Below are 20,315 nucleotides of genomic sequence, written 5' to 3'. Positions count from 1 at the left end.
CAGGAAAGCCATCCGCTATGAACGCGCCCTTCCCTTTCCTGCCCGCACCCGATCCGCTGGCCTTCCAGGCCGCGGCACAGCCGGACAAGCCAGCCATGGTGGACCTGGCCAGCGGCCGGTGCTTCACCTACGCCGCCCTGGATGCGGCGGTGAACCGGTGTGGTGCCTGGCTGGTGGAGCGGCTGGGCGATCCGGCCGGCCAACGCATCGCCGTCCTGGGTCGCAACGATGCCGCCATGCCGGTGCTGCATCTGGCCGCCGCGCGGACGGGTGCCGTCTATGTGCCGCTGAACTGGCGCCTGACGGTGGCGGAACTGGCTTTCCAGGTGACGGACGCCACCCCCACCCTGCTGCTGGCCGACGCGGAATTCCTGGAAACCGCACGGCAGGCAGCGGACGGGACGGATACGCAGGTGCTGGACCTGACAGGTGCGGAGGCGGCGTGGACCGCACGCGAACCGGCGGCACCGGCCGCGCCGCAACCCGCCTACGGGCCCTCCACCCTGCTCTACACCTCCGGCACATCGGGCCGGCCCAAGGGGGCCCTGCTGACGGAAGGCAATCTGTTCGCCACCACTGTCAATTTCAGCCTGATGAACCGGGTGACGGCCGACAGCGTCGTGCTCTGCGACATGCCGCTGTTCCATGTGGTGGGGCTGGTCACCATGGTGCGCACGCCGCTGACCCAGGGGGCGACGCTGCTGCTGTCGCGCGGGTTCGATCCGGCGGTGACGCTGGCCCGCCTGTCGGACCCGGACCTGGGTGTCACCCATTATATGTGCGTGCCGCAGATGGCGCAGACCCTGCGCCAGCATCCGGACTATGATCCCGCCCGCCTGCGCCGGCTGGTGGCCTTGTGTACCGGTGGCGCGCCCATGCCCGCCGCCTTGATCCAGCGCTACAGCGATGACGGCATCACCATCGCCGACGGTTATGGGATGAGCGAGGCGGGAACCGTCCTGGGCATGCCCATCACCGACCGCGCCCGCATCCTGTCCAAGGCCGGGTCCGCCGGCATTCCCGGTCCCACCCTGCGCCTGCGACTGGTGGATGATGACGGCCGCGACGTGCCGGACGGCGCCGTGGGTGAAATCTGGATCAACGGCCCCAACCTGTCGCCCGGATACTGGAACCGGCCCGAACTGCCCACGCTGGCGCAGCAGGATGGCTGGCTGCGCACGGGCGATGCCGCCCGGCGCGATGGCGACGGCTTCTACTATCTGGTGGACCGCAAGAAGGACATGTTCATCTCCGGCGGGGAGAACGTCTATCCGGCGGAAGTGGAAGCAGCCGTGCTGGAACTGGACAGCGTGGCGGAAGTGGCGGTGATCGGCATGCCGGACGAGCGCTGGGGCGAGGTCGGCTGGGCCTATATCGTGCCGCGCGCCGGCCATGTCGTGACGCCGGAGCAGGTGCTGGCGCATCTGGACCGGCGTTGCGCCCGCTACAAGCGGCCGCAACGTGTGATCATCACCGCCAGCCTGCCGCGCACCGGGTCGGGCAAGGTGCAGAAGCATCTGCTGCGCCAACAGGCCCTGGACGACACGAATCCCTCGAAATCCGGATGACATGGCGATAGGTTGCACCGGCAGACGGATCACTGGGGTGGAGTAGGCGGCATGGATGAACGGGAACGCAACGGCATCGATCTTTCGGCGCTGCAGGGATCGGTGGGCTACCGGCTGCGCCGGGCGCAGATCGCCGCCTTCACCCTGTTCACGCAGTTCATGGCCGAATTCGACATCCGTCCCACCCAGTTCGCCATCCTGACGGTGATCCGCGACAATCCCGGCCTCAGCCAGTCGCAGATCAGCGACGCGCTGGGGCTTAAGCGCGCCAACCTTGTCCCCTTGCTGGACGGGCTGGAGGGGCGTGGATTGCTGGTCCGCTCCCCCTCCTCCGCCGACCGCCGGTCCTATTGCCTGCACCTGACCGACCATGGCCAGGACCGCATGCGGGAAATCCAGGCCCGCCACGACGCCTATGAACAGGAACTGACCGCCCCGCTGGGCCCCGCCGGGCGCGGTGCCATGCTGGCCCTGCTGGACGGGTTCAAGCTGGCGGGCGGCGACGGCGACGCTGAGGGTTGAAGCGCAGCCGGTGTGAATGGAAGCACGCGCTTCGTCATCCCGGTGACAAGCCAGGCCCCATCAGGGGGCCGGTATCCAGTACTCTTGGCATCGGTGCGCCAACCACCGGCAACTGGCCGGTGCGCAGGGGGACCTTCCACCTTTTTACCACTGTTTGCCCACCTCCCTCCCCGACGAAGGCGGACATGACGACAATGTCCCGCCAGTTGGACTGCGGAAGGTTGTCCTTTATCCATATATTGGGACATGGCAATTGCGACGCGGGAAATACATTCAGCCTCGTTATGGAGATGGCGAAGGCCCCATCACGGGCTGCTTGCCATGGCATCGGGATCGGCCTATCAAATGCTGACTTGCTCGTCTTCGGGTAGGCAGTATTCGCAATGTTATATAAGTCTGCGGGACTGAGAAAATACTGTGGATATAACCATTAACGATGTTGCCGAACGGGCAGGTGTTTCGATCCGCACCGTTTCGCGGGTGCTGAACCGTTCTACAAAGGTCAATGCCCTGACCCAGGAACGGGTTGAAGCCGCGATCGAGGCGCTGGGTTTCCGGCCCAGTGCGCGGGCACGGGGGCTGGCAACGGGCCGGTCCTTCCTGATCGGCATGGTGCATAACGACCATAACGCCCTGGTCCTGGACAGCGTGCAACGGGGCATGGTGCGGGAGGCCACCCGTCGCGGGTATGAAATTGTCATCCATCCCACCCCCACAGCCAATGAAAGCTCCATCCACGACGTACTTGATTTCGTGAACCGGTCGCGGGTGGATGGATTGGTTGTGTTGTCGCCGGTTTCAACAGTGGCCGGGCTGCCTGAGGCGCTATCCGCGGCAAAGGTTCCGACAATGGCGCTGTCTCCCACCAAGTTGAAGGGTTTCGCCGGCATCCTGGTCCCTGACGAGCGGGCGGCGGCGGCGGATGTGGCGCGCCACCTGATCGGACTGGGACATACGCGCATTGCCCTGGTTTCAGGCCCGGCCGCCGCCCATTCGGCCCGCGAACGCCGCTCCGGCTTCGTTTCAGCCCTGCTGGAAGCCGGCCAGGGGCTGACCGGAGAGGTTGAGGGGGATTACGGTTTCAATTCCGGTGTCGTGGCTGCCCACAGGTTGCTGACGATGGACCCCGCCCCCACCGCCATTTTCGCCGCCAACGATGTGATGGCGGCCGGTGTGCTGAAGGCTGCCGCAGCCCGTGGCATTTCCGTTCCCCAAGACCTGTCCGTCGTGGGATTTGACGGCAGCGTGCTGGCGGAGATGCTGACACCGGCGCTGACCACCGTGCACCGCCCCCTGGGCGACATGGCTCAACTAGCCACCACCTGGCTGATCAACATGATCGAGGATCTTGACCCGCCGGTAACGCGGGAACTGCACCAGCCGCTGACGCTTGTCGTGGGGGAATCCAGCGGCCCCGCACCGCGCTGACCGTTCCATATATTTGGCAGATTTATTTCTCTTGATTTCAGGTATTCGCATGAAATCATGGGTGCATGCGCTATGACCTGAACCTTCTGCCGACCTTCATCGCCTTGATGGAGGAACGCAACGTGACCCGTGCGGCGGAAAGGCTGGGCATCACGCAGCCGGCCCTGTCGAATTCATTGACCCGCCTGCGCACCATGCTGCGCGATCCGCTGTTCATCCGTGAACGCTATGGCATGCAGCCGACGCAAAAGGCACTGGAACTGGCGCCGGTGATCGCGGCGGCCCTGGCCACCATCGATGATGTCATCCTGGGCCAGCAGGATTTCGATCCGGCAAAGGCCGACCTGCTGGTCACCATCGCCCCCAATTCCTATGTGGAATTCGTACTGATGCCGGTGGTTGTGGCGCGGCTGCGCGAACGGGCGCCCGGCATCAAGCTGCGATTGACCCCGTTTGGTACCGATCTGGCCGATACCGGCGTCATTTCCGGCAGCACTTCCATGGTGCTGGGCCGCATCGTCGATCCGCCCGACAATCTGGTCGTGCAGCACATCATGGATGACGGTTTGGCCTGCGTCGTGCGGGCCGACCATCCGGAGGTTGGCGACGTGCTGACGCGCGAACAATATGAGCGGATGAAGCATGTGAACATGCTGCCGCCGGGCCGGCTGCGCTATGGCCTGTTCAAGGCATTGGAACGCCAGGCGCTGCACCGGGAGGTGGTGGTTTCCGTCACGCATTTCCTGGCCATCCCGGAATTGATCGCGGTCACGGATTATTGCACCACGCTGCCCCGGCTGATCTGTCGCCATCTGGCGCGTGATCAGCGGCTGAAGGTGGTGCCGGCGCCCGTCGATCTGGGCACGTTTCCGGTGGAGATGGCTTGGCATGTCCGCTATCGCCATGACCCGGCCCACCGCTGGCTGCGGGCACTGGTCGCCGAGGTGGCGCAGGAGCTTTCAAACGGCTGAACCGGAAGCGTTTTTCTGGCGACCAATGGAACATCGGTCCTCCGACGGCATTTTAGGGGGTAAGCGCCGTCATGGAGTACCTCGCCCAAGGGGGAGGTCCAGACATTCTATACCGGCGAACCCCAGTTTCCGTGATGCAAGAGAGAAAACGCCATCGTGCCAGACCGCCTCCACAAGCATCAGAAAGACGCAATCAGCCAGGCGATGCGGGATGTCGGGCGGGCTGCGGGTGGTGCGCTGGTGTTCTCGCTGCCCATGCTGATGACCATGGAGATGTGGTGGCTGGGGGTGGCCATGGACCGGACGCGGTTGCTGCTGCTGTTCGTCGCCATATTCCCGGTGCTGGTGCTGCTGGCGCGCCATATCGGCTTTGCGCAGACCACCTGCCTGCGTGACGACATCATCGACAGCCTGATCGCCCTGGGTGTGGCCGCCATCATCTGCGCCATCCTGCTGCTGCTGTTCGGCACCATCGAGGCCGAAACGCCGTCGGAGGAGATCGCCGGAAAGATCATGGTGCAGATGGTACCGGCCGCCATCGGCGCGCTGCTGGCGAAAAGCGAATTCGGCGCCGCCGCAGATGATGCAGACGATATAGCGGACCGCAAGGAAACCTATGGGGGTGAACTATTCCTGATGGGGATCGGCGCATTGTTCCTGGGGTTCAATCTTGCCCCGACGGAGGAGATGCTGCTGATCTCCTACCAGATGTCGGAATTGCATGCGCTGGCCCTGGTGGTCCTGTCCCTGATGCTGATGCATGGCTTCGTGTTCGCGGTCGGTTTTGCCGGCGGATCGAAAATCACGCCGGGCGAACCGCGCTGGAGCGCCTTTGTCCGTTTCACCTTGCCCGGCTACGTCATCGCGCTGGCCATCAGCCTTTTCCTGCTCTGGGTCTTCGGCAGCACCGATGGAATGGGGGCGGAAGCGATGGTCATGGCCATGGTCGTTCTGGGCTTCCCGTCTGCCATCGGTGCCGCGGCGGCCCGACTGATCCTGTGAGGTGTGGAATGGACAAACCGGCCGATCATCTTGACAGACCGGCAATCGAATGGTGCTTCGGGCTGGCTTCAGCCCTGGCTGTACTATGCCTCGTGTGTTTCCTGGGCTATCAGGCCCTTTTCGCTGAAGCTGGCCAGGTTGACCTGGCGGTTTCCATCGAGCGGATAGAACAACTGGACAATGGCACCCTGGTGACGGTTACCGTCGTCAATCGTGGTGACGAGGCGGCAGCCGGGGTGACCGTGAACGCCAACCTGATGTCACCCGCAAGTGATAAGGTCGACAAGCAGTTCGTGCTGGACTATGTCGCCGCCCATGCCGTGCGGCGAGGCATGTTCCATTTCCCACAGGCGGTTCAGCCCGGTTCCGTCAATATCCAGATCGGCGGCTATACGGAACCGTAAGGCGACAGCACGGAAAACGGGAGCGGTTCACGCATGACGAAGAACCTGAAGGGCCTGCGTGTTTTGCTGGTGGAGGACGAGCCAATGCTGGCCATGGACACAGAGGATATGCTGCGGGAGCAAGGGGCCGAGGTGCTGGGTCCGGCCGCTACCGTTGAGGCCGCTGTGGCGCTGGCCGATGAAGGCGGCATTGATCTGGCCATCCTGGATGTCAACCTGCGCGGAAACCGTAGCGACGCGGCCGCCGACGCCCTCGCCGCCCGTGGCATCGCTTTCCTGTTCACCACTGGCCATGGTCGCGACGCCCTGCCTGACCGGCACCGGGATCGGATCTGGCTGGCCAAACCCGTCGCGCAAGCCGAACTGCTGGCCGCAGTGGCGGCGTTGGCCGGCAACAGGTGACCTGCCCGACAGTGGAACCTATCCGGACATCACGATGCGGCGCCACAGCGCCTCTGCCACCGGCGCCTGCCGCGCCTTGGGGCGCCAGAGCCGGATCTCCATGGGGACGTCGTCGCCCGGCGGGGCAGCACGGACCAGGGTACCGGCGGCCAGATCGTCGGCCACCAGGCTGAGCGCCGTCCAGGCCACACCCCTGCCATCCCTGGCCATCGCCGTCAGGACGCTGGCCAGATGGGAGGTGAAGACCGGCTGTGGGGACGGCGGCCGCCCCTTGGCCGCCCGGTCGGCGGCCAGGATGCGTCCCATACCGGATTCCGCCGTGAAGCAGAGATGCGGGGCGCTGGCGATATCCGCGATCTCGGCCAGTTTGGGCGACATGACGGGCAGCAGCATGTCCCCGCCCAGCCGCACCGACCGGAAATCCGACCCCAGCCTGGTGGCCGCCGCCTCATGATGGTGGCACAGCAGGAACTGCGCCCGGCCTTCGACCATGATGCGCTCGCACGCCACCATGTTATCGGCGGTCAGTTCGACGCTGGCATGGGTGGGTGCCTCGGCCTCCAGCCGGCCCAGCCAGGCCGGAAAGAAGGTCAGCGACAGGACATGGGTGGCGGCGAAGCGCAGGGTTTCCACCGACGCCCGCGACAGGGCCCGCACCTCCTCCCGCCCCAGATGCAGGCGGCGCAGCGTTTCCTCCGCCACCGCCTTGAACCGCTCCCCGGCCGGCGTCAGGCGCATGGTGTGGGTGCTGCGGTCGACCAGGGTGGCACCCACCCAATCCTCCAGCGACCGGATGCGCCGGCTGAAGCTGGGCTGGCTGACCGCCCGCTGTTCGGCGGCACGCGAGAAGCCGCCGCAATCGACAAGGGCGAGGAAATCCACAAGCCAGTCGCTATCCATGACCCACTCGATAACGGGAACCTTCCGTGCGGGCGACTATATCGGACGCATGGATTCATGCGAACTGCGAATTGGCTGTAAGCGGCGATGGCCGGTAGGTAAGGTTGAGAAGTTCGGCGATGGGGAAGCGGAAATGGCAACAGGAAACCGGCGCGTCGTCGTCACCCAACGTTTTTTCGATCAGGCCACCATCGATTATCTGGAAGGCGCCGGGTGCGCGGTGATCCAGGCGGACCTGCCCCCCGGTCAGGCCGATGGCAACCTGACCCATGTGGAGTTGCGGGACATTCTGGCGGGGGCGGCGGGCTGGATCGTCGGCCATGCACGGGTGACGCGCGAACTGATGGCGGACCTGCCGGACTTGAAGGTGATCTCCCGTCGTGGCGTCGGCTATGACCGGGTCGATCTGGCGGCGGCGCGCGATCTGGGCAAGGTGGTCTGCATCGCCGTGGGCGGCAACCATGAATCGGTCGCCGACCATACGATCGCCCTGATGCTGGCTGTGGGCCACCGGTTCCGCCAGACCCAGGAACAGATGATCAAGGGCAATTGGTCGATCCTGCTGGGCAGCGACCTCTATCGCAAGACGGTGGGTATCATCGGCCTGGGCCGCATCGGCAAAAGCCTGGTGAAGCGCCTCACCGGGTTCGAGGCGGAAATCCTGACCTGTGGCGGCACCCCCGACAGTGCCTATGAGGCTGAGGCCGGCATCAAGCGCGTCGATCTGGCCGAATTGCTGACCCGCAGCGACTATGTCAGCCTGCATGCGCCGCTGACCCCGGACACACGTTTCATCATCGGTGCCGACGCCCTGGCAAAGATGAAGCCCACTGCCTTCCTGATCAACGCCGCCCGTGGCGGGCTGGTGGATGATGAGGCTTTGTTGAAGGCGCTGCAATCGGGCGGGATCGCCGGGGCCGGCCTGGATGTGTATCTGAGCGAGGCCGATCCGGCATGCAAGCCGGTGACCCAGGCGCTGATCGACCTGCCCAACGTCATCGCCACGCCCCATTCCGCCGCGTCCTCGCGCGAGGGGCTGGACCGTACCAACATGGTGGCGGCGCGGTCGGTGGTCGCGGTGCTGGATGGCGGAGATCCCGCCGCCGAATGTATCGTCGCGGACGGGCGCCGGAAATAACCGATCATGCAACAACGGGATGTGCTGCGCGCCATGTTCGATGCCGCGGTGGGAAGCGCTTTGCCCCATCGCTGCGTCCCGCTCCACCTGCCACCCCCGCCCAGGGGGCGGACGATCGTTGTCGGCGCTGGCAAGGCGGCGGCTGCCATGGCCCAGGCGGTGGAGCGGCACTGGCCGGGGAAGATCGAAGGCGTCGTCGTGACCCGCTACGGCCATGCCGTACCCTGCGACCGCATCAAGGCGCTGGAGGCGGCCCACCCCGTTCCCGACCAGGCAGGGGTGGCGGCGGCACGCGCCCTCCTGTCGGCGGTGTCCGGCCTGACGGCGGATGACCTCGTCCTCTGCCTGATCTCCGGCGGCGGGTCGGCCCTGCTGCCGGCCCTGCCGGACGGCGTGTCGCTGGCCGATGAACAGGCCCTGGCCCGCGCCCTGCTGCGCTCCGGCGCCAGCATCGCGGAGATGAACCGCGTGCGCCGCCACGTGTCCCTGATCAAGGGCGGAAGACTGGCCGCCGCGGCAAGCCCGGCGCGGGTGGAGACCCTGATCATCTCCGACGTGCCCGGCGACGATGCAGCCATTGTCGCGTCGGGCCCGACGGTGACGGATGGGTCCACACCGCAGGATGCGCTGGCGATCATCGCCAAATACGGGCTGGATATTCCGGCCAGCATCCGATCCTGGCTGGAAGGTCCCGGACGCAGGGCCCTCATGGCCCTGCCGAACAGCCGCTTCACCATTGTCGCTTCGGCGCAGACGGCGCTGGCGGCGGCGGCCAAGGTTGCGGCCAAGGCCGGCTATACGCCCCTGATCCTGGGCAACGCCATCGAGGGGGAGGCAGGCACCGTCGGGCTGGTGCATGCCGGCATCGTCCGGCAGGTCCTGGCCCATGGCCAGCCGGTCAGGCCGCCCTGCGTCCTGCTGTCGGGTGGGGAGACCACCGTCACCGTGAAGGGCAACGGGCGCGGCGGCCGCAACGGGGAGTTCCTGCTGGGCCTGCTGAACGGGCTGGCGGACATGACCGGCATCACGGCCATCGCCGCCGATACCGACGGCATCGACGGGACCGAGGATAATGCCGGTGCCATCATCGATGCCGACACCCTGGCCCGCGCCGGGTCGCAGCGGCCCGACGCCTATCTGCACGCCAACGACGCCTACGGCTTCTTCCAGGCCACCGGCGACCTGCTGGTGACCGGCCCCACCCTGACCAACGTCAATGATTTCCGCGCCATCCTGATAGAGGAGCCAGAACCCCGATGAGCAAATCCAATACTCACCGCATCGCCGTGATCCCCGGCGACGGCATCGGCAAGGAAGTCGTGCCCGAAGGCCTGCGCGTGCTGGAGGCGGTGGCCGCCAAATGCGGCATCGGCTTTGAATTCGACCATTTCGATTTCGCCAGCTGCGATTATTACCTGCGGCACGGCAAGATGATGCCCGACGACTGGAAGCAGCGGATCGGCTTGCATGACGCTATCTTCTTCGGCGCCGTCGGCTGGCCGGAAACGGTGCCCGACCATGTCTCGCTGTGGGGGTCGCTGATCCAGTTCCGCCGCGAATTCGACCAGTATGTGAACCTTCGGCCGGTGAAGCTGATGCCCGGCGTGCCCAGCCCGCTGGCCGGGCGCCAACCCGGCGACATCGATTTCTATGTTGTGCGGGAGAACACCGAGGGTGAATATTCCTCCATCGGCGGCCGCATCTTCCCGGATTCAGAGCGGGAAGTGGTAGTGCAGGAAACGGTGATGACCCGCGTGGGCGTGGATCGCATCCTGAAATACGCCTTCGACCTGTCCCAGCGCCGTCCCAAGAAGCACCTGACGTCCGCCACCAAATCCAACGGCATCTCCATCACCATGCCCTATTGGGATGAACGGGTGGAGGCCATAGCCAGGCATTATCCCGACATCCGCTGGGACAAGTACCATATCGACATCCTGACCGCGCATTTCGTGCAGCATCCGGACTGGTTCGACGTGGTCGTCGCCTCCAATCTGTTCGGCGATATCCTGTCGGACCTGGGCCCGGCCTGCACCGGCACCATCGGCATCGCACCCGCCGCCAACATCAACCCCGAACGGCGCTTTCCGTCACTGTTCGAGCCGGTCCACGGCTCGGCCCCCGACATTGCCGGCCAATGGATCGCCAATCCGGTGGGGCAGATCTGGTCGGCGTCCCTGATGCTGGACCATCTGGGGGAGACGAAGGCGGCCACCATGGTGCTGAAGGCCATCGAGGATGTGCTGGCCCAGCCGCAATACCGCACCCGCGACCTGGGCGGTCCCGCCGATACGCGCGGATGCGGTAAGGCGATCGTGGACGCGCTGGGGAATTGACGGGTCAGGGCGTCTTCACGACCGGTTCGATGCGGAAGGACACGCGCGTCGGCTCCAGCTTCGTGCGGTACGGGCCATGCGGCTGGCCGACATGGTTCCAGGTCGTATCCCCGCCCACGCCCCACTGCACCGCATCGACCAGCAGCGTGCCGTCGCCATGGGGAACGATGTCACTGGATTTCCAGGTGCCGGGCGGCCGGCGGTAGAGGTCGGTATAGGGAAAGGCCAGCGCATTCATCATCAAAGGCTTGTCACCGGTGACGCGCAGGCCAGCCCCGCCGCCCGACAGTTCCAGCCAGCGCACATCCACCTTGTTGCCCGTATCCTGGGGCCGCATGTAATCATGGTTCTGGTCGGCCAAAGCCCCCTGCCACAGGCCAATGGCGGCGGATGTCTTGCGGTCGACATAACTTTCATGCGGCCCGCGCCCGTACCAGCGCACATCCTTCAGACTGTCAGCGGTGCTGTACCAGAGGCCGACGCGCACCGGCGGCGGCAGATCGTCCTTCAGCGGCGTCAGTTCGCCCGTCACCAGCACCGACCCATCGCCTTCCATCATATAGGTGGTGGCAAAGCGTACCGCCCCCGCCCCCAACCCATGATCGACGCGGACCATGGCAGCGTCGCCCTGCCGGGTGGCGGCGATGGTGCGCACGTCGCGGGCTTCCGTCATCCGTTTCCAGCCGCGCTGCTGCGCCACGGTGCCGGTGGCGGTGTCATTGTCGGTTTCGGCACGAAAGAAGTTGGGCGACCCGCCGGTCAGCAGCGTGCGCCCATCCTTGCCATAGCGTTTCACCAGACCGGTGGCCCGGTCGATCACCAGTTCCGCACCGGCGGCGGACAGGCGTACCTCCCCATCACGCTGGTCCAGGGCGACCTTGCCCGACCGTGCGGTGACATTCGCCGGAGAGGTGGTGAGGGTGAACTGCTCCCACCCGACCACATGACCGGCGGGCACCAGGGGAACGGCACCATCCCGCGTGCGAACCCGGACGGTGACCAGATATTCCACCCCCGGCGCCGGCTTCACCTTGGGCAGCGGCAACGTGATCACCGCTTGGCCGCGGGCGGGAACGGCGGGCATTTCCATCTCCCCCTTGGCCAGCGGCGAACCATCGGCCTCCACCACCCAGTCGAAGCTGAAGCCCGACAGGTCGCGGAAATCATGGCGATTCAGCACCGTGACGCGGCCGGTGGCGGGCTCAAAACCTTCGAACCCGATGGGTGACTGGACCTTGGTCACCTCATACAGGTGGGGATTGAGCGTGCGGTCGGGCTGGATCAGGCCATCGCCGAATTCGATATCGCCGCCTGGATTGGGGCCATATTCGCCACCGTCACCCCAATAGCGCTTTCCATCCTTGGTATAGCGATACATGGACTGATCCACCCAATCCCATATGAAGCCGCCCTGCAGCTTGTCCGGATAGCGGTAGATCACATCCCAGTAATCCTTGAAATTGCCGCCGGAATTGCCCTGCATATGGGTATATTCGCACTGGATCATCGGCTGGGTATTGGCCGGGTTGGTGGCCCAGTCCACCATCTTCTCGATATCGTCATACATGGGCGCGTAGATATCGACATAGGCGTTGGGCCGGTGGTCCCAGTCCAGCGTGCCCCAGCCGAGATAGGAGATGAGGCGGCCCGGATCGCGCTTGCGCACAGCGGCGGCGGCTTTCTCGAAGGCCGGGCCGATCCCGGCCTCGTTGCCCAGCGACCAGAAGATGATGGAGGGGTGATTCTTGTCCCGCTCCACCATGTTCACGACACGGTCGATATGGGCCTGGTCCCAGGCGGGATCGAAGCCGATTTGCAGCTTCTCCCGCAATTCGGGGTTCTTGTTGGCATAGTCCATATAGGCGTGGCTCTCGATATTCGCCTCGCCCATGACATACAGACCATATTCGTCGGCCAGTTCGTACCAGCGCGGATCGTTGGGATAGTGGGAGGTGCGGACGGCGTTGAAATTGTTCTGCTTCATCAGTTCGATGTCGCGCCGCATGCTTTCCTCGGAAATGACGTGGAACGTCTCCGGGTCATGCTCATGCCGGTTCACCCCGCGAATGGTGATGGGCTTGCCATTGACCATCACCTGGCTATTGCGGATCTCCACCGTGCGGAAGCCGATGCGCTGCGGTGTGGCCTGCAGCACGCGGCCCTGCGCATCCAGCAACTCGACCAGGGCGGTGTAGAGGTTCGGCGTTTCCGCCGTCCATGGTTTCACCCCCGGCACGGTAGCGGTCAGGGTGACCAATCTTTCCTTGTTGCCGGCCCCGATCTTCACCTGTTTCACCAGCACTTCCCGGCCGTCGCCCAGCAGGGTCAGGCGAGCGGTGGCCGCCTGCTGCGACGGGGTGACGGCGACATCGACGGACAGGGTTCCGTCGCGATAGTCCTTGTCCAGACCGGCGCGCACGAACAGGTCACGGATGCGGGTCTTGGGTACCGCGACCAGCCGGACCGAGCGCTCGATCCCCGACACGCGCCAGAAATCCTGATCCTCCAGATAGGAGCCGTCGGACCAGCGAAAGACCTGCATCGCCACCATGTTGCGGCCGGGCTTCAGGAAGCGGGTGATGTCGAATTCGCTGGGAAGCTTACTGTCCTCCGCATAGCCCACCTTCTGCCCGTTGACCCAGACATCATAGGCAGCACCGGCGGCACCGATATGCAGGATGACATCCTGCCCGTCCCAGCCGGCCGGCAGATCGAAATCTCGGCGGTAGGAGCCGACCGTATTCATCTCATGCGGGATCAGCGGCCGGTTGGGTGGAAACGGGTAGATGACGTTGTTATAGCGGGCATGGTCGTATCCCTCTGCCTGCCACATGGCCGGCACCTTGATGTCCTTCCAGGTGGAAACATCATAATCCGGCTTCTCGAACCCGGTGGGCAGCGCCAGGGCGGAAGGGGAGAAATGGAACTTCCACAGCCCGTCCAGCGACAAATGCCGCGTCGATGCCGCCCGGTCGCCCGCCAAAGCGGCTTCGCGCGTTTCGAACGGGAACATCGTGGCGCTGGCCGGCAGGCGGCCGCGTTCATTGACGGCCGGGTTCTCCCAATCGGGGCGGGAGGGATCGACCTGCACGGTCGCCACTTTGGGCTCCGGCGCCGCAAAGGTGCTGCTGGCGAAACCGACGGCCAGGGCCAGACCAGACAGGACAGCGGAACGCGACATCGTCTCCCCCCAATTTATTATCTGAGATCGTTACCTGGGTATGATTAGTATGATAATTTTTGGCAACAAAAATGATTGGCGAACCGCAGGTGGTGAGGGCCGGCGCGGTGGTCGCGGTTGTGAAGGGTCTGTGCCGCTCGGGTCCGGCAGCCGCGCGGCACAGACCCGCCGGTCAGACCTGACCGGCCAGTGCCGCCAACCCAACCAACGCCACAACCCCGCCCAGCAAGCGTGGCAGCGCGCCGGCGATCCAGGCGCGGTGGCGCAGCAGCAACGCTGTCCCAACGGCGATAACCGACTGGATCACCGCCAGCCCCAGCAAATAGGCGGCGACCGGCGTCGCTTCGGCCCCGAAGATCGATTCACCATAGGCATAACCGTGGAACAGGCCGGCAAGGGCGAACAGCCCGGCCCAGGCCGCCACCGGCAGAGTCCGGCCGCTGGCGATCGCGCCACCGGCAACCAGCACAGACAAAGCCACGACGATCTCTGCCGCCGGCAGGTTCATGCCGGCAACATGCACGCCCACGCCCAGGCAGGACAGCGCCACGAATAGCACCGGCAGCATCAGTGGCAGACGGGCAACGGCAACCGCCAACCCGGCCGCCAGGATGAAGGCCAGATGGTCCGGCCCGATGACCGGGTGGCCAAGGCCGGACAGCAGCCCTTGGGTGAAGGTGGCGGGCAGTTCGCCATCCATCATATGGTGCCCGAAGGCCGGACTGGTGGTGAGCAATGCGGCGCCGCAGGCCGTGGCGCGGCGGAACAGAAGCGACATACTTCCTCCTTTGCGTCCTCCCTCCGAGGACGGTCATGGCTATGGTTCCACCGGCAGGTCTCCTGGCTTGCGGCTGACCACGCGCCCAATCCGCCTTCCCGATCCCGAACGGGACCAGTGGCATGATGGATCGAACGCTCGCCGCTCACAGTTGCGGGGGCAGCCGCGGCTAGAGGGTTGGATGGGGTCCGTCCCGTTCCGCGTTCCCTTTTCATGCCGGTGTTGAAACCGGCAACCGTTGGAAGCGGCGGCACTATGGACCCGCCCCCGCATGGTTGACAAGCAGGACTGCCATCGGTCTATTGCCGCCCTATGACAGACCCGAACATCCCCCGTCCCACGGTTTCCGTCTGCCGGTCCTGCCGGGGGACCAACCCCGATCTGGCAACCGACCCGCGCCCGGGCGCCGTTCTTGCCGTTGGCATGGGCGCGATAGAGCCCGCCGATGTGGCGGTGCAGGTGGTGGATTGCCTGGGCAACTGCAATCACGGCCCCTCGGCTGCCCTGCAATGTCCTGGTCGGTGGCAGTACCTGTTCGGGGAGGTCGATCCCGTCACCGGGCCGGCCGACCTGTTGGCCGCTGCCCGCCTGCTGGCCGCATCGGGGGACGGGCTGCTGCCCTGGGCCACAAGACCACCGGCGCTGAAGAAGGGGCTGATTGCCCGCCTGCCACCGCTTCAGCCGTCGTAACCCACCATCAGCCTCGCCAACTCCGCACCGGTGCTGTTGCGGCGCGAGTGCCAGAAGCCACGACGCATCGCCTCCTCCAGCCGCATGGCAATGTGTCCGGCCGCCGCCGGGTTCTCTGCCCGCAGGAAATCCGCCACGGCCCCATCGGCCACATAGGCGTCGAACAACAGATCGAACTGGTGGGACCGCGCGGCCCCAGCCAAAGCCGCCAGCGCGAAGGCACTGTCCACGGCCACTGCCATCTCCGCCGCCCCGGCATAGCCATGGCGCATCATGGCGGCGATCCAGCGCGGATTGACCACCCGCCCGCGCAAAGTTCGCGCCGTCTCCTCCGCCAGGGTGCGCACCGTTATAATTTCGGAGTCCGAACTATCAAGGTGATAGAGCGCAGGCTCGACGCCCAGGCTGGCCGCCGCCGCCGCGAACCCGCCCTCGAACCCGACCATGCCGTCATTGTTCAGGATATCGGTATCGCGATGATCCTGGGCATGGACCAGGGCGTCGCTGTCCTGGACCCGCCGTCGCCATTGCAGGGGCAGCGGCACGCCGTCCAGCCCCTGTGCATACGCATGACAGGAACCGTCGAGATAGGCCGCGCCCAGTTGCGACCGGTCAAGCCAGTCGCCGCTGGCGATCAGCGCGCCGACGGCCCCGTCATAGGCGCCAGGGGCAGCCCCGAAGATGCGGGCCGCCGCATGACGCTCCGCGATCGGGCCGGGCAGGCCGGACGCCATTAGGTCGAACGCCTCCCGCCGCACATGCAGGGCCAGCGGATTGACGTCCGGACCCTCCGCCAGCGCCGCCACGGCCGCCACCGCGCGGTCGAACAGGGCCAATTGCTGAGGGAACATGTCCCGAAACAGGCCGGAAATGCGCAGGGTGACATCCACCCGCGGGCGGCCCAGCACGCCCGCCGGCAGCACCTCCATCCCCGTCACCCGGCCCGACGCCCCCTCCCAGCAGGGCCGCACGCCGAGCAATGCCAGGGCCAGCGCCAGTTCCTCCCCGCCCGTGCGCAGCGTCGGACTGCCCCAGCAATCCACAACCAGCCGCGTCGGCCAGTCGCCCTGATCCTGCAGATGCCGGGTCAGGACCGCATCCGCCGCCTTCCAGCCCAGGGCCCAGGCCGTCGGCGTGGGCACGGCGCGCGGGTCCAACGCGAACAGGTTGCGCCCGCTGGGCAGTGTGTCGGCCCGGCCGCGCGACGGCGACCCGCCCGGCCCCGGCCGCACGAAGCGCCCATCCAATCCCGCCAGCAGCGCCGCGATCTCCGCCCCGGCACTGGCGGCGATGCGCGGTGCGATCCGTTCGCGCAGCCCGGCCAGGATGCCAGGCACACGGCTCCAGCCGGGATATGGTGGGACAGTGCCGTCCAGCAATGCTGCCGCCAGCCTGTCCAATGCCGCCCGTACCCGGCCGCAGGTCGGGGGCACACCCTCCACCCAGGCGCCCAACGCTGCTGGGATCGACCCAGTCCAAACTGTCTCCGGCGGGACCGACATCAATGCCCCGACATCGTCGGTCAAGTGGATGTCCAACGCCAGAGCCGGTGGCAGGGCGGCATCGGCCCCCTCCCCCCGCCCGCGCGTAAATCGGGCAATTGCCGCCAGCAACCGCGCCTCGCCCTTGGCCTCCTGCCGCCGGCCGAACACATGCAGCCCGTCACCGATCTGCATATCCTTGATATCGCAGAGATGTGCATCCAGGCGGGTCAGCATGGCATCGGGATCGGCATCGGGTGTGAAGCCCAGATCGGCCGCCAGACCTGTTGCCCAGGCCAGTTCCAGGATGCGGTCGCGCAAGGGCGGCAGGCGGCGCGGGGCCAGGCTGGCGGCCTGGGCGAACTCGTCCAGCGCCTGTTCCAGGGCCGCCAGATCGCCATGCAGCCCGGCCGGCATCGGCGGTGGCGGCAGATGACCGACCAGCACCGCACCCAGGCGGCGGCGGGCCTGCACGCCCTCACCCGGATTATTCAGCACGAACGGGTAGAGACAGGGCACCGGCCCCAGTGCCACCTCCGGCCAGCAATCGGCCGACAGCGCCACCGCCTTGCCCGGCAGCCATTCCAGCGTGCCATGCGCCCCCACCTGCACCATGGCATGGATGCCGATGCGGTGACGCAGCCACAGATGAAACGCCAGATAGCCATGGCTGGGCGGGGTATCGGGTGCGTGATGCTGGCTGCTGGACAGGGGCCCATGCCCACGCGAGGGCTGTACCGCCACCAGCACCTTGCCGCAGCGGATGACAGGGAACCGGAATTCGTCCCCAACGAATAACGGGTCCCGATCCTCCCCGCCCCGTTCACCGCTGATCCGGTCGCGCGCACCATTGCCCGCCAAGGCGCGATAATCATCCAGCGACAGCGCGGCCCCGTCTGGCAGCGGGCCGGCCAGCATCGCCATCATCCCGTCCGGCGCTTGTGTTGCGTCGTATCCCGCTTCCCCCAGCGCCGCCAGGATGGCGTGCACGCTGGCTGGCGTATCCAGCCCCACCGCATAGCCCACACCACCCCGTCCCGGATAGTTGGACAAGACAAGCGCCAGCCGCCGTGCCGCCCGCGGCGTGCGGGCCAACCGGGCCCACGCCGCTGCCCGGTCGGCCAGAGCATCGATCCGGTCGGGCAGCGGCCGGCTGACCACCGGTGCATATTGAAGATCGGGATCGTACAATGCCTCGGCCTTGAAGGCGACGGCCGGGCCAGGGCAACGCCCGTCCATCTCCGGCAGCACGATATTCATCGCCATGTCCGCCGGCCCCAACCCGGCCACCCCCGCCCGCCATGCGGCCTGGGTCCCGATGGACAGGACCATCTGCAGAACGGGCACATCGGCTGCATCCAGGGGGGAGGCATCGGCGCCGGTTGCGATGGCGGAAAATCCGGTGGCGTTCAACACGACGACCGGCCGCAACCGCGCCAGTTCGCCGGCCAGCCAAGAGCCCGCCGCCGCATCCTTCAGGCTGGTCGCATGGAACAGGTGCGGCGCCAAACCGCGCGCGGCCAGCGCATCGGCCATGGCATGCATGGGCTCCACATCGCCGGCCTGCAGGTGGGAGCGGTAGAAGACCAGCGCCACGGGCGGCGCCTCCGCTGCCACCGCCCCCGACCATCCCATGTAGCGGCCGAAGCGGGGCAGTGGCGCCGCCGGCCGCCACTCGGCGTCATGCCCCGTCAGGCTGGCGGCAAAGGCCAGCATATGGGCGGCATTGTCGATGCCGCCCTCGCGGAAATAAGACCAGAGCTGACGCGCGGCCGACAGCGCCACGGTACCGGCCGCGTCCAGCGCTGCATCGGCCGCATCCTCCCCCGGCAGGGCCGCCAGCATGACCCCTTGCCGGCGGCAGGTCTGGGCCAGCCGTTCCAGGCCATAGCGCCAGTATCCCGCCCCGCCATTCAGCCGCAGGATCACAAGCTTCGACCCGGTCACTACCTTTTCCAGATAGAGATCGACCGACAGTGGATGGCCCAGCCGCGACAGGCTGGCCAGCCGCAGGTCGGGCAGCCGGTGGCGCTCCCGCCGCCACGCGGCGGCGGCCAGGGCCAGATCGCTGCTGGAAAAGGACAGCAGCACCAGGGTGGCCGGGCTCTGTTCCAGATCCTCGGCCGCCGGCGGTGCCGCCAGATCGACCTCACGGGTCGGCAGCAGGTGCATGGCTCAGCCGGCCAGGGCCGCTGCCACCGCCCCCTGGTCGATGCCATGCTCGGCGATCACCACCAGCCGCGACCGCTTCTCCTCCCCCGGACGCCACAGCCGGTCGAAGCCGGCCTGCACCCGGCCGCCCACGCCCTGGACCAGCAGGCGCATGGGCTTGCCGGGCACCTCGACAAAACCCTTTAGGCGCAGGATACCAAAGCGATCGGCCACAGCGCTCAGCCGCTCCGCCAGCACCACCGGATCGGACTGCGGCCCCAGATCGACGCTGAAGCTGGTGAAATCCTCATGATCATGGTCATCCTCGCCATCATGATGGCTGGGACGGTTGGCCAGATCGTCCTCCGCCGCCGCACCCACGCCCAGCAGCACGCGCGGGTCGATGCGGCCTTCTGTTGCGTGTAGGATGCGGCCGCGCGGCGCCTCCGCCCGGACCAGGGCGTCGATTGCCGGCAGGGTTTCCGGGGCCACCAGATCGGTCTTCGACACCACGATCAGGTCGGCGCACAGCAACTGGCCCTCGAATACCTCCATCACCGGCGTGTCGTGATCGACGATGCCGGCGGCATCGCGCTGCGCGTCCAGGGTGGCGGGATCGGGCGCGAAGCGGCCGGCGGCCACAGCATCGGCATCCACCACGGCGACGACGCCATCCACCGTCACGCGGGTGCGCAAATCGGGCCAGTTGAAGGCCCGGACCAGCGGCTTGGGCAGGGCCAAGCCGCTAGTTTCGATGATGATATGATCGGGCGGAAGCGGGCGGGCCAGCAGCTTCTCGATGGCCGGCACGAAATCATCGGCCACGGTGCAGCACAGGCAGCCATTGGCCAGCTCGATGATGTCATCCTCCGCGCAGGCCGCCACCCCGCAACCACGCAGGACGGCGCCATCCACGCCGACATCGCCGAATTCATTGATGATCAGGGCCAGTCGGCGCCCCTCGGCATTCTCCAGCAGATGGCGGATCAGCGTGGTCTTGCCGGCGCCCAGGAAGCCGGTGACGATGGTGGCCGGCACCTTGCCGGCCGGTTGGGTATGCGACATGCGAATATCTCCTCAGGCCCGCCACCCCGGCGGGTTGGATTGCATCACAGGCGTCGGCAGGTCTCCTGGCTCGCGGGTCATGGCGCCCCGCCCGGCCTTCCCGGTCCCAATGACGGGGCCAGTGGCATGGGTGGACGAAGCGCATCGCCGCCTACAGTTGCGGGGTCAGCTGCGGCATCAGGCTGTAACACCTTGAACCGCATTCCCTATTCTCCCCGGCTTTGGCGACCGGGGCACCGTCGCGGGCCGGATCGTGCCCGGCCTGATCCTGGGAAGCAACAGGGAAAGCGATAGGGGC

16 protein-coding genes and 2 riboswitches are annotated in these 20,315 nt (G+C 66.4%); of the genes, 11 read left to right on the top strand and 5 right to left on the bottom strand.

Translation table 11 applies throughout. The features are described from left to right. The first annotated feature begins 17 nt into the window (after positions 1 to 17). From AC1Q7F_RS21025 to AC1Q7F_RS20995, 7 genes are all read left to right on the top strand, one after another. Positions 18 to 1,568, top strand: coding sequence for an AMP-binding protein (locus AC1Q7F_RS21025; protein WP_492510497.1), 1,551 nt, complete (start codon positions 18 to 20; stop codon positions 1,566 to 1,568). A gap of 51 nt (positions 1,569 to 1,619) precedes the next feature. Beyond that, complete coding sequence (locus AC1Q7F_RS21020) at positions 1,620 to 2,090, top strand: MarR family winged helix-turn-helix transcriptional regulator (RefSeq protein WP_492510496.1); 471 nt, start codon at positions 1,620 to 1,622, stop codon at positions 2,088 to 2,090. Between the two features lie 417 nt (positions 2,091 to 2,507). Beyond that, on the top strand, positions 2,508 to 3,518 hold the full coding sequence (locus AC1Q7F_RS21015) for a LacI family DNA-binding transcriptional regulator (protein ID WP_492510495.1): 1,011 nt from the start codon (positions 2,508 to 2,510) through the stop codon (positions 3,516 to 3,518). A 65-nt stretch (positions 3,519 to 3,583) separates the two neighbouring features. Further along, positions 3,584 to 4,489: a LysR family transcriptional regulator gene (locus AC1Q7F_RS21010; RefSeq protein WP_492510494.1), complete on the top strand. Its 906-nt coding sequence runs from the start codon at positions 3,584 to 3,586 to the stop codon at positions 4,487 to 4,489. 156 nt (positions 4,490 to 4,645) lie between these two features. Continuing rightward, positions 4,646 to 5,491 carry a TIGR02587 family membrane protein gene (locus AC1Q7F_RS21005; RefSeq protein ID WP_492510492.1) on the top strand — a complete coding sequence of 282 codons (846 nt, stop codon included), beginning with the start codon at positions 4,646 to 4,648 and terminating at the stop codon, positions 5,489 to 5,491. A gap of 8 nt (positions 5,492 to 5,499) precedes the next feature. Beyond that, complete coding sequence (locus AC1Q7F_RS21000; RefSeq protein WP_492510490.1) at positions 5,500 to 5,895, top strand: hypothetical protein; 396 nt, start codon at positions 5,500 to 5,502, stop codon at positions 5,893 to 5,895. A 33-nt stretch (positions 5,896 to 5,928) separates the two neighbouring features. Continuing rightward, positions 5,929 to 6,297: a response regulator gene (locus tag AC1Q7F_RS20995; protein ID WP_492510488.1), complete on the top strand. Its 369-nt coding sequence runs from the start codon at positions 5,929 to 5,931 to the stop codon at positions 6,295 to 6,297. 18 nt (positions 6,298 to 6,315) lie between these two features. Here AC1Q7F_RS20995 and AC1Q7F_RS20990 read toward each other — a convergent pair whose 3' ends face one another. After that, entirely contained in the window at positions 6,316 to 7,197 is an 882-nt protein-coding gene (locus AC1Q7F_RS20990; RefSeq protein WP_492510487.1) for a LysR family transcriptional regulator, read from the bottom strand. Between the two features lie 133 nt (positions 7,198 to 7,330). Between AC1Q7F_RS20990 and AC1Q7F_RS20985 the strand changes: the two genes are divergently transcribed. The 3 genes from AC1Q7F_RS20985 to AC1Q7F_RS20975 are packed head-to-tail and all read left to right on the top strand — an operon-like array spanning position 7,331 to position 10,671. Further along, positions 7,331 to 8,335: a phosphoglycerate dehydrogenase gene (locus AC1Q7F_RS20985; protein ID WP_492510485.1), complete on the top strand. Its 1,005-nt coding sequence runs from the start codon at positions 7,331 to 7,333 to the stop codon at positions 8,333 to 8,335. Positions 8,336 to 8,341: 6 nt separating this feature from the next. Beyond that, complete coding sequence (locus tag AC1Q7F_RS20980) at positions 8,342 to 9,595, top strand: glycerate kinase type-2 family protein (RefSeq protein ID WP_492510484.1); 1,254 nt, start codon at positions 8,342 to 8,344, stop codon at positions 9,593 to 9,595. Next, positions 9,592 to 10,671 carry a tartrate dehydrogenase gene (locus AC1Q7F_RS20975; protein ID WP_492510483.1) on the top strand — a complete coding sequence of 360 codons (1,080 nt, stop codon included), beginning with the start codon at positions 9,592 to 9,594 and terminating at the stop codon, positions 10,669 to 10,671. Before AC1Q7F_RS20980 ends, AC1Q7F_RS20975 begins: the two co-directional genes overlap by 4 nt. A 4-nt stretch (positions 10,672 to 10,675) precedes the next feature. Here the strand turns inward: AC1Q7F_RS20975 and AC1Q7F_RS20970 are convergent, their stop codons facing one another. After that, positions 10,676 to 13,852, bottom strand: a complete 3,177-nt coding sequence (locus tag AC1Q7F_RS20970; RefSeq protein WP_492510482.1) for a glycoside hydrolase family 2 TIM barrel-domain containing protein — start codon at positions 13,850 to 13,852, stop codon at positions 10,676 to 10,678. Between the two features lie 172 nt (positions 13,853 to 14,024). Beyond that, entirely contained in the window at positions 14,025 to 14,630 is a 606-nt protein-coding gene (locus tag AC1Q7F_RS20965) for a HupE/UreJ family protein (protein ID WP_492510480.1), read from the bottom strand. Positions 14,631 to 14,665: 35 nt separating this feature from the next. Continuing rightward, positions 14,666 to 14,885: riboswitch (cobalamin riboswitch) on the bottom strand. Between the two features lie 57 nt (positions 14,886 to 14,942). Here AC1Q7F_RS20965 and AC1Q7F_RS20960 point away from each other — a divergent pair. After that, positions 14,943 to 15,320 carry a DUF1636 family protein gene (locus AC1Q7F_RS20960; protein WP_492510478.1) on the top strand — a complete coding sequence of 126 codons (378 nt, stop codon included), beginning with the start codon at positions 14,943 to 14,945 and terminating at the stop codon, positions 15,318 to 15,320. On the opposite strand, the gene cobN is transcribed toward AC1Q7F_RS20960, so the two are convergent. Then, positions 15,308 to 18,973, bottom strand: a complete 3,666-nt coding sequence (gene cobN, locus AC1Q7F_RS20955) for a cobaltochelatase subunit CobN (RefSeq protein WP_492510477.1) — start codon at positions 18,971 to 18,973, stop codon at positions 15,308 to 15,310. The genes AC1Q7F_RS20960 and cobN overlap by 13 nt on opposite strands. Before the next feature lie 3 nt (positions 18,974 to 18,976). Then, positions 18,977 to 20,017 (bottom strand): cobalamin biosynthesis protein CobW, encoded by a 1,041-nt coding sequence (gene cobW / locus AC1Q7F_RS20950; protein WP_492510475.1) that lies wholly within the window; start codon positions 20,015 to 20,017, stop codon positions 18,977 to 18,979. Positions 20,018 to 20,055: 38 nt separating this feature from the next. Then, a riboswitch (cobalamin riboswitch) is annotated at positions 20,056 to 20,273 on the bottom strand. Between the last annotated feature and the right edge of the window lie 42 nt (positions 20,274 to 20,315).

This window comes from Niveispirillum sp. GW835-FHT14G11, from assembly GCF_058793615.1.
The sequence above is the reverse complement of the archived record's forward strand: the minus strand, read 5'-3'. Positions and strand labels throughout refer to the sequence as shown.